The organism is Emticicia sp. BO119 (assembly GCF_013912375.1).
Lineage (GTDB): Bacteria > Bacteroidota > Bacteroidia > Cytophagales > Spirosomataceae > Emticicia.
In genome coordinates this window covers 228,977-247,084 of the sequence record NZ_JACETV010000001.1, presented here as the reverse complement: position 1 = coordinate 247,084, position 18,108 = coordinate 228,977, and the positions used below count along the sequence as shown (strand labels likewise).

Below are 18,108 nucleotides of genomic sequence, written 5' to 3'. Positions count from 1 at the left end.
AACTCATTTCTTTGTTAAAGAAATTCTACTAATTATTGTTTCACTTAATTCATTCTTGATTTTCATGCATTTAATTTAGAAAGGTTAACCGCCTTTATTAGCGTGTGTCAATATTTCAATTATTCCTATCTTCGAATCTCCGACAATAAAAAAACTTTTGTCAGATTTTATTCGTTTAAAACACTACGGGTCAAGATCCAAGATAAAGTAAATACCTAACTCAAAATATCAATCTGATATAAAGCCGTAATTATGAATAAGGTAATGTATTTATTTTTGCTCATTGCAACTCTTGCATTCGGGCAAGTGCCCAAGAAAAATAGTGTCTATGTTAGTGTAAAATCTTTTGGTGCGAAAGGAGATGGTAAAACTGACGATAAGTTGGCAATACAAGCTGCTATTGATGTTAATGCTCATGTATATTTTCCTGATGGAATTTATATAGTAAATGATGAGCTGATAATTGACAAAAAAATAACTGTATTAGGCAGTAAAAATGCTAAGATAATCAAAAACTTTACCGCGCCCAATACTGCATTGCTTAAATGTAGAAACTCGGACATTGAAATTTCAGGTTTAAAAATAGAAGGTATTACGCAATCAAAATTCGTTCAGAACGAATACAGTATTCATGTGGTGGGTAATGCCTCAAATAACTATACCAGAATCAGAATTCTTAATAATACTATTTCAGAGATAGGGCATGGTGCGATCTGTGTAGAGTATTGTAAAGACTTTCTGATTAGTGGTAATCGAATCAGTAACATCAACAGTACGGGAATAGAAGTGCTTTCTTCTGAAAAAGGTATAATTACCCGGAATACTGTCAGAGATATTATTACGGGGTCTGCCGGAACAGCTTATGGAATAATCATGAGTTTACGACTATGTGATATTGATTTACCGTCTAAGAATATAGCCGTCAAAAATAACGTAGTTGACAATGTGCCGCTTTGGGAGGGTATTGATACACATGCCGGACAGGATATTCAGATTATCGGCAATACTATTCTTAATTGTGCCTATGGCATCAACGCAAGTAAATGCAATAATAATTCATCAATGGTACCTCAGAATATTATCATTTCTAACAATATTATCAAGAAGGGGACGGTTAAAACACCGGGTCGGGGAATTGGTAGTGGTGGTTCATCTTCTATGTATGCCGGGAATATTGTGGTGAGTAATAATACGATTGACGGATATGGTATTGATAATAATTCAGAAGGAGCTATCATGTTTTATTCTACAAAAAAACTACAAATAAGAGCTAATACAATTACAAATAGCCTTTCGTCCGGCATTAATATTCAGAATAGAAATGAAGACTATTTAGTATCTAAAAATAAAATCAGAAAAATTAACAAAGGTACTACCAATGCTGCTGGTATTATTATCAGAAATGAAGGACAATCAGGAATTGTACAGGATAATTATGTAGACGCTGATAAAGAATTAGGAATGATGGTTTATGGAAAAGGTTCTAATTACTTTAAGAATAATACTTTTCTGGCTGGTAAAGGCAAATATAAAGGAGCAGAGCACGTAAAAGGTCTTGAATTGATTGAATTGTCAGCAAAGGATTTACCCCCAATTGATGCTCATTCAGTTGCTACTTTTACTATAAATGTTAACGCTGCAAGAGAGGGAGATAAGGTAAGTGTTTCAATAGAAAAAAAAATAGCATATATTTCAGTAGAAGGCTATGTCTCTGCCACAAATGTAATAACAATTAAAGTTGAGAATAACTCAGGTAAAAAAATTGACCTCCCGCTTATGAAATATACTGTAAAAGTAACCAAATTATAGACTACGAAAGCCGAAAGGAAAGTTTTTCAGGTCATGCCATAAACAGCTCATTGGAAGTAAAATTAATATATCCTTCACAGGGATTTTCATTAGATATAATTTTAAATGGATTACCAATAACAATCGAATTACATGGTATATCAGCATTAACATACGTATTTGGTGCGATTAATACGTTAGATCCAATTGTGATACCTCCAACGACCACAGAGCCTGTTCCAATCCAGACATTATCTTCTATTGTCGGGCAACCCTTCAATTTGCCTCTGAAAGTCTCTCCTATTGTTACACCGTGTGCTATATTGCAATTACGTCCGATTTTAGCTCTTCCATTAACGACAATTGTTCCAAAATGCCCAATATAGAACCCCTCTCCCACCTGAGTATAACGTGGAATCTGGAATCCATATTTATAGCTATATCTTCTAAGCAGAAGTGCAAAGAATATTCCGCTTATTGAGTATTTTTTATATTTACTGGCTTTACGGTGCAGATACATATATCTGAATCCGGGAATCATAAGACCTTTCAAAAATCCTTTCATCCCTTTTAATCCACCATATCGGTATAAATCAGCTGCAATTGTTCTGGTCATTTCAGATTATATTTAAATTTCAATTACGGTCGTAACCATATCAGACAAATACTAAGGTAGTCATTAAAAGCACTTTATAGCCACTATGTTCTACTAATAAATCTTCAATTCTTATTATAAAAAACATAAAAGTCTTATTTAAGGTGCTCTAAAACCTGTTTCTCAAAAAACCAGTAGATTTAACATCTTTTAAACAATACCTCCTCCTGAATACCATGCAATTAAATTTGTTAATGATACGGCCATAGAAGTTTCATTGCCTTCCTGCTTTATTATAAAGACGTCTCCCGCGATTGAAGTAGGTTTCTGACAATCTTTTCTAAAGCCTTTTATTGTTTCACATCCAAGAATCACTGTTGCATTCGTATCCTCTAAGAGCAAATATCATTAAAAACAAAACTAATACTTTCTTCATCTTAGCAAACGATATAATTACATTTATCAATTAAAATACCGTGGGTAAAAATCGAAAATATCAATGAAATACCTAAGAATATAAAAGTATTTATTTTATCAACTTTTTTTTAAACAACTGCTTGTGCCAAGAAAATGGAAGGTTAAAATTGCTCTATTATTGCCTTATTTTCAATCTAAAATCTCAATATTTTCGTTTTTTTAATATCTTTACAACTCCTTTTTACTAACACGACACACTATAAACTGCTAATGCCCTTTCCTGAATTAAAAAAAAATCAGACTCAAAAGCTCGTGTCTTTTTGGAAACATCATCCGGTTGCTGACCAGAAAGGAGAGACACTTGCTGCAAAAACACTTGAATTTCAAAGAAAATTTAAATGCGACTTCATCAAAATTACTCCTGCGGGAAGTTGGCAGGCTGTGTGTTATGGCGTGGCTGACACATGGAATGGAGACTCACTTGGTCGCAGGGTCATTACTCAAAATATTATAAAAAGGCCAGAAGATTGGTTAACACTTCCTGACTTTTCGAAAAAACAAATACCTTTTTTTCAGGAGATTCTAAAAGCGTGTTCGCTTGTGTGCCAGGATTCGGATGATAATACACCCATTCTTTCTACGGTTTTCTGCCCGATTTCGCAAGCGATACAAATGGCAGGACTCCCAGTATTTCTGAATCATATAATTGAACATCCGCGTGAGGTTCTGGAAGGGCTTGAACACCTAACACGAAATACCCTGTTTATTATCGAAGAACTGATTAAAGCAGGTTCAGATGGAATCTATTTTGTTGCACAACATATGCAGGATGGTATTCTTAGCCCTGATACCTATAAAATCTTTGGCGAATACTTTGATGCTCAATGCCTTGATGTGTGTAAAAATCTTCTGTTTAATATTTTTCATATTCATGGCACCAATATTTTTCCTGCTATCGGCAATATCCCGGCTAATTGCTATATTCATTACGAATATGCCTCAGCCGCAAACTTCTCTTTGAGTTTTCTAAAAAAGTATGAACAGCAGATACTGGTTGGGCTACCACTTGCAGAAATGGTTCAATGTAGAAATGAAGATGAAATTCAACAATTGATTATCGGTAAATCAAGGGGTAATATTATTACGAGTGGTTGTGTTCTGCCTCTCGGCTTTCCTGATGAAAGTATTTTGGAATGGATGAGAGTTTCTAAAAATATATCATAAAAATGCAGTTAGATTTTCAAGGCCCGGTAGATATTAATTTTAGAAAATTTGAAAAAGCATGGCTCGATATTCCCGTTTTCAATATTTTCAGCGATGTTGTAGGCAGAAATCCTGCACAAATAGCCATTAAGTGCGGATCAAAGCAACTGACCTATCAGGAAACCTATAATTGGGTAATCAATATAGCCAATACTATTAGAGCATCACATTCCTTGGGTGAACCGATTGGGATTGCTTTACCTAATGATGTATTTTTTCCTGTTGCCATGATGGCGGCCTTAGCCGCAGGTTGCCCTTATGTACCTTTAGATATTGACTTGCCAATTGCTCGTAATCAACTCATCATTGAACAATCAGGAATAAGGTCTGTGATAACTAATAGTGATTTGCCAGTGTTTTCAGATGAACTTACTATTATTAATATTGAGAATTTGGCTGGCTGCGAGAATAAGGCTTCTGATTTCAACCCCTCTTCCGACGATATAGCTTATATTATTTATACTTCGGGCTCAACAGGCTCTCCGAAAGGTGTTTACCAAAACCAGAGAAATCTGCTGCATGATATTATGCAATACACTAACTCTACGCATTTGAATGAAAGCGACCGGTTAACGCTGCTATACTCACCAAGTGTAAATGGTGCAATCAGGGATATATATGGGGCATTACTGAATGGTGCTACACTGGTAATCAAAAACCTGAAAACAACAGGTTTATATAATATAGCTGAATTTATCAGACAAGAAAAAATTACAATCTATCATTCAATACCTAACATTTTCAGAACATTCTTAAAATTAAGTACTGATAAAATTGATTTTGTATCAGTGAGGCTCATTTATCTGGCAGGAGATAGGCTTTATAATACTGATGTCGATTTATATAAATTGTTTTTCCCATCAGATAGTTTTCTTTATGTTGGTATTGGTGCTACAGAAATCGCTACTATTTACCGTCAATGGTTTATCAATCATACTACTATTATTAATCAGGAATTAATCCCCTTAGGACACGCAGTAGAAGATAGAGAGATGGTTTTATTGAATGAAGAAAACAGGCAGGTTTCTGATGGAGAAACGGGAGAGATAATCGTGCGCAGCCAGTATATTTCAATCGGATACTGGAAAAGTCTGAAGCAAACAGCAGAGTCTTTTTCAATAAACTCCGAAATTACCGATTTACGCACTTATAGAACAGGAGATTTAGGTAGAATTAATCATGATGGCCTATTAGAATTTATTGGAAGGAAAGACAATCAGGTAAAAGTAAATGGGTATAGAATTGAATTAGGCGAAATTGAAGCGATACTAATGAATTATCCTTCTGTTAAACGCTGTGGAGTTGTTTTGCACACCTCTGATAAGCACAATTCATTATTTGCATTTTTCACAAGTGAAAAAGGAATACCTGAAATAAAGTTAAAAAACTGGATGGCTGAGCGTCTTCCTGACTATATGATTCCACAAAGGTGTATTCAACTATCTGACATACCTCTTTTACATAATTTTAAAAACGATAATAAATCTCTTAAAGTATTAGCCGAAAAATATGCAGGCTTACCATTCGAAAATCTTGAACCATCAAATAAAAAGGAGGATTTCCTACTAACAACACTGCGCAGAACATGGTGCAAATTTTTAGACGAAAAATCATTTGAGGAGAATATGAGATGGAAGGATGCAGGTGGAGACTCTTTAAATGCTGTTAATTTTCTGGTACAATTAGAGTCTGATCTGGGAACGGCACTTACTACCGACTGGATACACGGTGCTATGACACCTCATGAAATTTACGATTACTTAAAAACGCTGAACATACAGGAGAAAATAAACCAGAATCAAATTATTTATGTTTTCCCGTCAATATTAGGCATCACAGAGAATACACGTGTATTTTTAAAAAATTTATCAGACTATGCCACCGTCAGAATAATTAATTATCCGCGAATAAGTGATACTATTCCAGAAAATAGAAATTTAGACTATGTAACATCATTTATAATTAATCAGATTCCGACATATAATAGCCCTGATGTAGGTTTTCTGGGTGTATGCTCAGGAGCGATAATTATGAATCATATTATATCAAACATACCACTTAATCATTGCAGTTTTTTAGGGATTGTTGAAGGAAATGAGAAATACAAAATTAAACCGCTCAACGAAAACTTCCTGGAGCGTTCCTTCAACTTCATCAGGCGAGGAAATGTATTAAACAATAGTATTAATTACCTCTATAATTATTCTACCTTTTCAAAAAAAATAATTCATTGGTTTGAGAAGGTACTCAGAAAAGATTATCGAAGCGTAATTCTATGGTCATGGCACCTGAATCTTACTCCTACTTACATTGATAATATTGTATTTTATTTTGGCTGTGATAACTCTATGCTTGACAGAAATGGGGAGCATTGGAAACCTTATTTTAAAAAGCTAAAACCCGTTGCCTTAAAAGGTAAACACATAGATATGCTGAATACAGACAATGCAGCCGTAGTGCTTACTACAGTAGATCATATTCTTAAAAGTAAAGAAGTCTGTTTATAATTTAGTTTATAAACAGACTTCTTTACTTTACTGTATTTACCCCTTATAATCTCCCTATTCAACCACAAAATAATCAAACTCACCTCTATTGCAGCGGGCAGTGATAGTTTTATCGCAACTTTGCCAGACAAAAGAATCTCCCTTCTGTTGAAATTTACCTTCCATTTTCAGCAGATCATCACCTAAATAAATAGGAGTAGCAGGTAATGCATTATAGAAGCCATCTCCTTCAATGCTATAATAGTTGCCGTCAGATAATTGTACCAATACAAAAAAAACAGTTTTATCTTTATTCTGATATTGACCTATTCGTAAAGGAGCATTCCGTATATTCATTGATGGAGAGTCACAAGATTCTTTTAAAACAAGCCCCATCAGGGCAGGCTGAGTAGTAATAGCATTAACAATAATAGCCCGGTAAGAAAATTCCAGGCTTTTTAGTTCATAATAATCATTTTTAATTGGTCTGAAAATCTTCTGATAAGTCTCTTGTTCTTTTTTATCTGTAGTCACATATTTGGCATATACATACCCCATATCATCTAAATTAAACAGGTAACTTATAAAAGGGAAATCGCTCATAATAACTTTATAGAATGCGCCTTGCTTTTCGTTAGAATAGAGTTTCAGTTCTGCAAAAGTCAGCACTTCTTTATTATCTCTACCTTTGGCTTTTCCGAACAGATTCATGCTACCCAATACTTTCCCATTTTTATCAGACGATGTTCTCACTAATAATTCATCAGTTAACACATAAACAAATCCTAATTTCTGATAAGCAATAAATTTGTAAACCGTATAAACCGATGCTAATACAAAAAAAACGACCAGACCAATGCGCCAGAAATTATATTTATAACGTGTTTTAACTATTTGTTCTTTATTTACAGGAGGCTTGGGCTGAACGGTATTACCTGCAGACTTAACAGGTGCTGGATTTACCACTGGTTTTTCAGGAATATAGGGCAAAACAGTTTTTGTGGGCAAAGCCGTTTCTTTGATCACAGTAGAGCTTTCCTGTTTTGTAGGTTCTGGCTCTATTGCAATAGTAACGGGCTGTTGCGTTATAGCTTTTTCTTCTACCTTATCAGATTCATCAATGGGCAGTTCTTCTGCTTCTACCTCAATTATTTCAACAGTTTCATTTATCCTATTAATAGTATTCAGAAAACTCATTTCCTCATATGCTCCGTTGAGCTCAAATTTCTCATACAATAACTGAAGATATTGATTAAGCTGCTGATCGTTCAATTGCTTTAGCTTAGCTAATTTCTCCGGCGAAAGTACCAGTTTCGGGTATCTTTTACCTAAAAAGCTGAGATAGTCAATAAAATATGCGTGTTCGATCTTAGTCATAAAACATACTATTTATTATAAGCCATTTCAGATAGTTTATAAACGACATCAGTGGGTACAAAAGCATACTTTTGTTGATTAATGCTTTCAATTTTAAAATTGGCGACTACCTTGTTGCCTGTACGTTTAATTGAAAAACGCTTATCCTGAGTTTCTAATAAACGAGGGTTATCATTATAGAAATTACTGATTTCATTGCCTTGATTCTGTATTTTTACCACATAATTTTCAGAATCAGATAGCGAAATAGAGGCATCATTTCCATATACCTGATGAACGATGTTCGTCAGACTATCCACCTGAATACTAACTATATTTCTATCTGATAATTCTTCTGTGACAGTATTTTTTACCGATTCAAAAGCTGTTGGTTTATGTCCGAAAAACCAGAATAAAATAGTACCCACTAAAACTAAAAGCCCAAGAAAAATATAGATTTTTGAAGTATTTTTCATTCTTTCATATAATTTTTAAACGACTCAGAAGCTAAAATCCGGTCGATGACAATTCGATAAGTACTCCATTCCTGATTATTGGCTTCGTTGGCTGTAAAATACACCGTATAGAATTTATTTTTCTTTAGTGGCGTTTCTAACAGATTATTTTTTGCAATCACTAAGGCCAATCGTTTGGAGTCGTTCTGTTCACCTTCTTTAATTGTTCCTGTTTTTCCGTAGAAATAATAGCCTTTATAAACATTACTTCCGCTAAACATAGCCGCAGCAGTCCCATTAATCATTACCTGCTCCATACCTTTTATGACATTATCACGTAAGAAATCATTAAACCCATTTTTCCATGTAATGCTATCTACTTTCCAGGCAGACTGCTGCTTTTCTCTTTTTGTCAGGTATAACTGATACTCACTATTCTGGCTAAATAACTTGCCGTACATCTCTGTCATTTTCAGGGGTGTAATACTATAGGGTGTACCACCAAGCGTCGGATTTTTCAACCCGTTAAAAAAGTTGGTAAGTTTATTCGTATGTTTACGTTCGGCCTGAATAAAAAATGATTGCTCAGGGAAACTCCATAAAAAGCCTCCTGATTGCTGTTTATAAAGTGTGTGATATACCATTGTATCGGCATAATTTACTCTACCTCTGTCTTTGATATTGAAATCTGTCTTATCAACATCCTCAACAATTAAGTTCAGGTTTTTATCTAATCCTTCGGCCAATAAAGATTTTTCATTACCAAAATAGGTAGTTTCATCACGTGAGCTTCTCGGCCAGCCTTTTTCCTTCAGAGATTTTAGTCGATACGGTACTCCTGCTACTTCTAAGGCAGGAAATTGATTCTCAGGGTCGTTCAATTTTCGGGACAGTAAATTTTGAATCTGATATTTCTCATTCAATTTAAAATCGCTTCTGGGGTAAGACCCTAAAAACATCAGCACAGAATGATAAAAATTACTCGACTGCCGAAGATATTCAACTGCATTAATATTACCAAAATGCTCGCCATGTTCATCTATCCAACCTTTTCGTTCTGGTAATTTGTATCCGGCATATTGCCCGACAGAAGCTTTGGCGTTGCCGGGTTTTATTTCAAACTGATCTGAAGCCTGTAAAATCAGATTCTCCCAACCTGCATTCAATCTTGAAGCTATAGAGGCAAAGACCAGGGGTTTAACTGAAGACCCGGGCCCATAAGCAAGATGCAATAAGTTAGTATTGCCCCACTGATCCCTTTCATTCTTATTATTGCTAAAAAAGAAATGTCGCTGATTCATTTTGTCTATGGCTAAGGCATTGTTTGGGTCAATCATGGTGCGATTTTTTACAAAATCCTGCATCAGACGTATTTTCCCATCTCCATCTGCCGCCATTACAGCAAATTTGAAGTTCGGTGTTTTATTAAACTTGTTGCTGAATGCCCTCTCTATGGTATCCCCCACTTCTTTATTCAGCTTAAAATCGAGTGTTATAGTGGCATCATTAAGCAAAAGACTATCGGCAGTATAGGCTGTTTTCAGCGCATGGGAATAATGATATACCCAGAATAGTTTATCTGCCATTGGATACACCATTCGCTGTTTACCATTTATCCAATAACTCGCCATAAAGGCATAATTATTATCATTGGCATACGATACCAGAAAATGGTTTTTACCTTCACTTACTTTGGCAATTTCATCTAAACTCAGCTTATTTACAAACCCACTTACCTGCTGATTCAGTATTTTTTCATTGCGGCTTGATACTATATCAATAGTTGCCTTAGTATGCTTTACTGTATTTTCAAGATTCATCAATACTAACGGCTCTGCTGTATTGCTAAACCATGAATCAGGTAAAACTGCCACTTTTAAAGTACCACCCTGTGAACCTGTAAAATAAGGCAGTCCTTTACCTGTTACCGGTTGATTATAGATTCTTAGAACAGGATATTGCAATGAATCCAGACTTTCCTGGTACAGATTCCCTTTCCAGACAATACGATCTTCATAGGGAGGTAATTCAAGATACAAATGCTTGTTATAAACTGATTGATAACGGTCATCATCAAATCTAAGATAAATAGGGCTATCCTGTTTAAAGGCCGTAGCAGGATTCTCTTTAAGGATATCCAGAATACTTTGAGAATATTTATCTGATTGTTCGTATAAATTGCTATAATCTTTAGAATTTAACAGAATTGAAAGGATTTTAGACAAATCCTGTGGGATTCTGTTCGTCTGATTAAAAACTGCCCGATTATCAATTTTAACAGTATCCTGGATATTATTCAATAGTGTATTTAGTTTGTCATTAATCATTTCTTCCGTTTTCTTTAACGAAATCTGAAAGTTGGTTTCCTGTAGATTATTTGAACGCCCGCTTAATAAAAGGAAAATGGCAATAATAATAAAAAAGATACCCATTCTCGAAAAATCAAAAGTAGGTGAAATAATCTTTATTTTTCGTTCAACAGGTTGATTGAGCAGCGGAATAAAGAATAAAGTAAGTGGTAATAATAAGCTTAACTTACTTGTAAGACTCAGAAATGGAAAATCCTGCCCGAAAAACACAAACCGATTGGTAGATGCCAGCCAGACAAAGAAGCCTAAAGTAAAAACTAAAATCAGGGCAATACTGCCATTATAAGAAGACGGAGCAAAATTTACTTCACCATTTTTTCCCTTCTGATATAGTTGATAGGCTATCAGGTAAAAAATCATTGGTATGGCCAACACAATTAATATCCAGATGATTATCCAGTTGCCAAACTCTGCAATAATATATCGGGGGACAACCACGTCTCTTGTTTGGGTAGAATAGTTTACCCCTCTGTTAAAATGGGGCTTGAAATCAATACGTTTTGATTCATTGCGTGTCTTGTTCAGATAATTATTAATAAACCATTGGCCCTCTGCAGTTTCTACAATTTTGTGTTCTCTGAAAGAATCATAATCATTTTCACTGATTAACTCGTCGACAGGTTGATAAATAAGCGATGCACGATGCACTACATTCTTCAATTCGTTATCAACAAAAGCATCTAATCTAACCTTGGTAAATGGTATTAAAAGTAAAGCTATTAACACTACACCACCTATCAGGAATCTGCTTTTATATTTGTTCTGTGCCAAATACACATAAGTTAATACCAATACAATGACAATTATGAGCAGAATATCTCTGTGAATGAGTATTTTATGAAAGAGCGGCTTATACCCTATAAACAAAATATAAATGACAAACGAAAGAATACCATAAATCCAATAATTATCAGGTCTCCAGAACATAGCAAAGCGATTTCCAGCTTTGGTTGTATATGGTTTACGTAAGAAATTGGTAAACACATTTTTCAATAATAAAAACAGGAGAAAAAGCACTGCAAAGCCTCTGTCAAAAACGGCAAAGAAGACTAATGTAGCAACAGTCAGATAAAACTCATTATTTACAGTAAGGTAATAATAAAACTGATGCAGATAATTGAGAAGCTTTGCACGAGTTTGGTTGGGAACAAAAGTTTGTTGCTGATATAGTTGATTAACTTTTGCCGAAAAAAATAAATAAGCGATGAGAGGAATAAAAACCCCGCCTATACGATAGATGAGGTCATAGCCTGTAACCATTAATACAACGGCACAAATACCTAATACATTGAGGTGATAATAAAGGTATTTCTGATGCGAATTCTGTACTTTCGCTACCAAATGGATAATGGTTTCTTTCTGAAAACGGTAAATGTTCAATAGTATAATGAATATTACCGGAAGTAGAAAAGTTAGTGGCAGAGAGAGCGTATATTTAATAAATGAGAAGTCGAAACGGATGAGAGTGGTCTCTAATTCATATTTATTGATGTTTTCGAGTGGTGGGAAAGTGGCTACACGCCAGAGTAATATAAAACGATACGTAAGCAAAGCATAGACTACCGCATAAATAATTGCTTCAATCCGCTCTAAGCCATAATCAGCATTGAATAAAAGCGTAAAAACAAATAGCAAAAATAAAACAGAAAGGTAAATCAGATTATGATTCAAAGAAAAACCGTTGTCTGAAAAATCACGAATCTGAAAAAGCCACTCATACTCAGCATTTTGCGAATGAAGAGAGAAGTATTTGCTGAAAATTTCGCTTTGCTGGTCATTTTTAAAGTTATCTGTTACTTCTCCTGAAAACTCTACTCCTGTTGGATTCAGGGTATAAATCATGGTCCCTGAAAACACATTCGAGCGTGCATTGCGCAGGTCTTCATGAAACAAAAAACCTTCTTTTAGTGAAGAATTCAGCAACTGAGTATAATGATTGTCTAAAAAACGGATTTGTTTCGTACCTATTTCAGCTCTATCCTTTTGGGCTGAAAGAACGAAGTATTGTGGAAAATCAAAATTCAGAACGGCCGTATTAGAGCTTTTTGGATAGAGGCTTTTATCAAGTGCATTGAAAAAATACTGTTTCCGGGAATTGTAAAATCCAACAAAGAACCTATTTCCAGCCTCAATGCTTGTAGTCGATTGCAATTCAGGAGTATTACGGCTCCCATCAATATTCAATGTGAATCTATTCTTAAAGAAATCATTAGTAGGGAAGATAGTAATATTTTTCTCCTTACCTCCTGGATTCGGACTGGCTAAAAAGTACAATTCTCCGGTGGTTTGGAGAATACGCTCCAATACCTGTTTTGACTGGACTTTTTGCGAAACAAAATCATCATTTTCAATCAGTAATGAATAAAAGCTTTTGCCCTTTTCAATTGGTCGGTCTTTTACTTCAATTTCATCCTCATAGGTATCTGGAATATTCAATTGCCTCAAAATACTCTTTGCGCTACATCTGATGTGGATATGATAGATTTTTCTGAATTTCTTTTTGAATAAGAAACCCTCATCTTTGGTCTCAATACTTTTGCAATTAAGACTTATACTATCATTACTTATAACAAAACTGTTTTGGACTGGTGTCGGGAAAACAGCATTTATAGGCCTGAAATCTTCCTCGCTGGTAGCTCGGCTAAAAACTGGCTCTAAGTATTTGTCGAAACTAAAAACAAACTGCCCCTGGCTATTTTGTCTGACTGTGAATTTGCCACTCTCATTACTCCACAAGCCGTTTGAACTACTCTGTTTTTCGTTAGTTGAAAGCACTAAATTATGCTTAAATGCTACACCAGTATTAGTAAGGGCATGATGGTCGGCATTGTTAAAATAAGGCTTTACTTCATCAGGTTGTTGAAATTTCTTCAAGACAAATACCGAGATCAGATAAATGATTGTCAATAAGCTAATGCCCAACAGAGTAGTTGTAAACCTATAAGCCTGTAGTCGTTTCACATTCAGTGAAGCTGTTTCAAGTTTCGGAAATTTTTTCCTAAAACTTTCTCCATCAATATTTTTTTCAGCAATAATAACCCCTAAAAAACAAAGTGAGCAAAAAACAATTACACTAAAAAAAAATAGCGAAAACAGATTAACAAAAAAATATAATGTCAATACCAGTCCGATACCCAGTAGCAAAAATATCAATGATTTTATCTTAGGCATTCGGTTTCTCGTTTTTGATAATATATCCGTTGATATTTACTTTTTCCAGTTCTGATACACAGTATTGTTTTAGTAGTTCAATAATATGCAATACCAGCTTATTATCTGTATTGGTAACATTGGCAGAAAAATCAACTTTCTTTAACAGACTTGAGAAAAACGCTGGATTCAACAATTGTTGCATATTCATTTTATCGTATTCTATACCCTCTTTGTTTTTGAGTTTCACAAAACTCATAAAATGGAAAGCCAGTGGAATCAGATTTCCAATAAGTTTTTGTTGGGTTTCTTCATCCGCCGGATATGGTGTATCGTCTTTAAAATGACGTACAAATGGTTTGATATATGCTTCTGAAATGAGCCTGAAATACTGTTTCTCCTCTTCAGTTTCAGTACCAATTTGTGCTATATAATTCTGGTAATTCTGCCTGGTGTTTTCTAATTCAGCACTTAGTTTAGTGTAGTCTTTACTAAGGCTTATCTGATCGTAGTAGCGTTGGCAAAGTATATCTATTACCTCGGCATCTGTTATTTCTTTATTTTGTCTTTCTTCTATCAATTCAGCCTTAAAACGTTTGATTTTTTCTTTCACCAGTCTGGTTTCGCTGGCAGGTTTTTTAGATTTTTCCATAGCATATAAAATGATTAAAACGAGTACACTAACGGCTAATACCCCGACCAATATCCAGGCAAGCTGGTTAGTTTCAAGTGTGGTAACTTCTGTAACAGAAAATTGAGGGGTTATGACAAGTGTCAGCTGATGTTTTGGCAAATTAAATACTCTGTTAATCAGGTGATTGAAAACAACAGTACCATAACGAGGATCTGCTAAATAATACTTTTGCTGCAAGTCAGATTCCTGACAACCCAGAAGGCTGTAAATTTTATTAAGGGCATTCTGGCTTGAATCCTGCATGATAAAGATAGTATCATTAGCCATTACTTTACTATTTAATACAATGCCGATACTATCATCTTTGGTAGAAATCTTCAAGGTGCCGTTCTGGAGTTTGCCCTGATTCGGATTCAACTGTATTTCAAAAAAAGCCGTTCTCGGTACAAAATCAGTTTCAACACTTGTAATTTTAAGTGTGTCGACTTCAGCCTTACTTAATAATGGAACAAAAGACAATATGATTATTACAATGTTTTTTAACATATGCGTAAGCTATTACGGTTTTGAGTACTGAAAATTAATCAGGCAAAAGGCTTATCAGTGTCGCCAATTCTTCGTCGGGCTCCGGTACTTCCTGCTTTAAAGCCTGAATATAATCGGTATCAATTTTAGCCGGAAACAAAGAGGGTATCAGATATTGTAGTGTAACATTATCAATAGCTGAGTTCTGAATAAGGTTTGAATATCCTATTATCTTGTTGTCTTTATCGATGTTCCGGGCAAAAAAGCCATCTTTTGTAAAAATCAGATCTACTGACTCAACCCATTTATTATCATAAAATATATTGTCTGCTACTGTATAAAGGGTATTACCAATCAGAAATTTCAATGAATCGAGCTTGTCTATACGATAGCTGTTTTTGGTCTCGTCGTAGTTATCCTGCATGTTAGCCAATCTCAGAATAAAATCAAAAAATGCCGGGAACTTTGGTTTGCTGCCATCTGAGACCTGAGTTTGTTTTTTGGTAGAAATGTGAATCGGAAAACCAACTAATTCCGGATGTATAACATATCCATTGGTAAATATCCCATCTAAGCAGATGGCCTTTAACTGGCTCGCTTCATCAGGCATTTTAATCAGATCAGGAGCAAATGCAAGTTCGGTTGTGAGCCTTCCTTTCAGTTTTTCTAACAGTGGATTGAACAAGAAACCCCTACCCGTAAGTAATATACCATCGCACGAAATGTTTTTGTCGATATTATTAATAACCCCCTTGATATTTTCAATAATATTGGCTGTAATAGCTTCACAAGCATTTTCAATGTAGCCACCCCAGTCATAAAACCCATCAACTTTTTCTAACAATAGTGCAAGATTATGAACGGTAGCCGTGATTTCGCTGTTGGCTAAGTTCTTTAACGTAGTATCACCACTTTTAGCATTATTCCAGTTGTTTTCAACCACCCGTTGAGTTGTGTTTGATTTATTACTATACTGAAACTTTAAAGATTCTAACTTTTCAAAAATAAGATTCATCTGTGCTTTTTCCGACTTTTCTATTGCCTGAAAGAATGCTTTGGTTTCAGCAGGGTTATCTGCATTTTTAATAACAAAGTCTATCATGGCTTCAAAAAAAGCATAGCTTATCAGGTTACCTGCTCCTGCAAAACCATTCCGATACAGCGATTTGATTTTTTTGGCATTATTGCTACTTGTCTGAATAATTGAAAAATCTGTTGTACCCTTGCCGCAGTCGATAATAATATAATATTTATTTGGGTTTATATGATGCATTCCCTGGTCAAAATACCCCAGGAAAGCTGCATCACTCTCTGAAACAGTAACTACTTCCCACGCTCTGATTTGCCCTTCATAACCGGGTGTCTGTTGCAACTTGTTGAAAATATCGTTAATGACCGCTTTTGTGTTGGCTACTTCATGAATACTATAAATATTCGGAACCAGAATTGTGAAACGTATATAGTTATTGCGGCTATCTTCATCTATAACATTCTGTAAGGTAGCCTCAATGAAAGATTTGAGAATAGTTGAATAAGCCTGGTTTTTCAGGTCATCTAAACTCAAGGAACGCACTCTTTCACCCTGAATCGACTGAAAATCCATAAACCGAAGAATCTCTCCGTGTTTATGAGCAAGTTTCAGATTTGAAAGCTGGTGAAACTGACTGGTGAGTGTACTGTTGAGTTCATTTTTCTGTACCAGATACTTCAATTCATCATCATTGTGAATAAATTTATCCTTCAGGCTGAAGTTAGAAAGTTTCTTTTTCAGGAAGAATATGGATTTTATGAAATCGGTGTTCGGTTCATGCTGAATAAAATCATGATTGCTTTCAGTCATTCCTTTAAAGTCTTTCACCATTTCAAACAAGTTTTTAGACTTTGTTTTCCTTTGATAATGATGCCCAATTGGCTGATAACTACTTACTTTCAATTGTGAAGACTCAGAGCCAAAGTCAAGACCGAAATGGTGGAAACAACTGCCGTGTGCTAAATAAAAGTGTAATTCACTCTGATATTCTTTATGGCTGGATTCAAACACAAACTGGCATCTGATCCAATCATTTTCTATTGATTCCTCTGGCACATGGTCTATATATGACCCAATAATATTAAATTCGGAAGCATTATCGAAGCAGGTATATTTTATTTGACCTGCAACAAAAGTGCTATGTTCCTGCGTTGCTTTTTTTTGGGTTTTTACCTGATTCTTAACCGGATTCTTCCAGTCGTTTTCCTCCTCTGAATCTTCTTTCGTTATAACTGAATCAACTGATGTTGATAATCTTATAATGAATCGAGAATCGGTTTCATCGAAAGATACTGAAAAATGAATATGATGAATTGGAATATCGCTGGCATGGCTGATAAGAGCCTGCATGGATTTGCTTTTATCGATTGAAAGAATTGTAAAAGGATTATCCATTTGTGGAAGTTCTATTACAAAAGACTCACATTCCTGTGATATTCTGTTCTTTAAATCGAGATAATTAGTTCGTCTTCTGTTAATTATCAGCGGAAGAATATATTTCATACAAAAGGGGTTATGACAATCTGATTAGTAAACGTAAATATCCGCTATAGGCAATTGATTTAAATTGAGGCGAACTTCCGATGATTCGTAAAAATATAGAATTTTAGCAAAGTCAGCCAATTTATTGAGATGGAAAGAATAGTTTTAATACGTTTTATTTCATAATGCTGTAATTACAAGCAATAACGAAAAACTTAAAGGATATTATAAAAAAGCCTGCTAATTATTTTGCTTCATTGTACCAAAATTTGCTTTGCCCCTGATTAAAATTAAGATTTATTCTGACTAAAGCTAATCAGGACAACATTTTTCTTTATAAGAAAATAAAAAATAGGCTTACACCTCTAAATACTACTGAATTAATTATTCAATGTTTGTAAAGTAATACAAAACTGTAATCTCTTATTTATTTCAACTATTACGATTGGTCCTGCAATGATAAACGATAAATTTATCTCAGGGAAAAACTATTTTTAAAGCCCAAAAAACAATTGCAACTTAAGCACACTTTGGAGTGAAATTTGCTGTAAATCAAGA

The 18,108-nt window shown here is 34.7% G+C and carries 9 protein-coding genes; 3 read left to right on the top strand and 6 right to left on the bottom strand.

Features of this window, described 5'->3' with window-relative positions:
• Positions 1-252 precede the first annotated feature (252 nt).
• On the top strand, positions 253-1,809 hold the full coding sequence (locus H1R81_RS01015; protein WP_181838809.1) for a glycosyl hydrolase family 28-related protein: 1,557 nt from the start codon (positions 253-255) through the stop codon (positions 1,807-1,809).
• Between the two features lie 31 nt (positions 1,810-1,840).
• Here H1R81_RS01015 and H1R81_RS01010 read toward each other — a convergent pair whose 3' ends face one another.
• Entirely contained in the window at positions 1,841-2,404 is a 564-nt protein-coding gene (locus tag H1R81_RS01010) for a serine acetyltransferase (RefSeq protein WP_181838808.1), read from the bottom strand.
• A 708-nt stretch (positions 2,405-3,112) separates the two neighbouring features.
• Between H1R81_RS01010 and H1R81_RS01005 the strand changes: the two genes are divergently transcribed.
• Positions 3,113-4,024, top strand: a complete 912-nt coding sequence (locus H1R81_RS01005) for a uroporphyrinogen decarboxylase family protein (RefSeq protein WP_181838807.1) — start codon at positions 3,113-3,115, stop codon at positions 4,022-4,024.
• Between the two features lie 2 nt (positions 4,025-4,026).
• On the top strand, positions 4,027-6,570 hold the full coding sequence (locus tag H1R81_RS01000; protein WP_181838806.1) for a non-ribosomal peptide synthetase: 2,544 nt from the start codon (positions 4,027-4,029) through the stop codon (positions 6,568-6,570).
• A gap of 54 nt (positions 6,571-6,624) precedes the next feature.
• On the opposite strand, the gene H1R81_RS00995 is transcribed toward H1R81_RS01000, so the two are convergent.
• Genes H1R81_RS00995 through H1R81_RS00975 form a run of 5 tightly spaced genes read right to left on the bottom strand, consistent with a single transcriptional unit; the run spans position 6,625 to position 17,571 of the window.
• A complete protein-coding gene (locus H1R81_RS00995; protein WP_181838805.1) occupies positions 6,625-7,926 on the bottom strand; it encodes a hypothetical protein in 1,302 nt (433 codons plus the stop codon).
• 8 nt (positions 7,927-7,934) lie between these two features.
• Entirely contained in the window at positions 7,935-8,381 is a 447-nt protein-coding gene (locus H1R81_RS00990; RefSeq protein ID WP_181838804.1) for a hypothetical protein, read from the bottom strand.
• Entirely contained in the window at positions 8,378-13,900 is a 5,523-nt protein-coding gene (locus H1R81_RS00985) for a hypothetical protein (protein WP_181838803.1), read from the bottom strand. The genes H1R81_RS00990 and H1R81_RS00985 overlap by 4 nt, the downstream gene beginning before the upstream one ends.
• The gene (locus H1R81_RS00980) at positions 13,893-15,059 is read right to left on the bottom strand and encodes a hypothetical protein (protein ID WP_181838802.1); all 1,167 of its coding nucleotides are present in this window, start codon (positions 15,057-15,059) and stop codon (positions 13,893-13,895) included. Before H1R81_RS00980 ends, H1R81_RS00985 begins: the two co-directional genes overlap by 8 nt.
• A 34-nt stretch (positions 15,060-15,093) precedes the next feature.
• The gene (locus H1R81_RS00975) at positions 15,094-17,571 is read right to left on the bottom strand and encodes a hypothetical protein (RefSeq protein WP_181838801.1); all 2,478 of its coding nucleotides are present in this window, start codon (positions 17,569-17,571) and stop codon (positions 15,094-15,096) included.
• Positions 17,572-18,108: the final 537 nt, after the last annotated feature.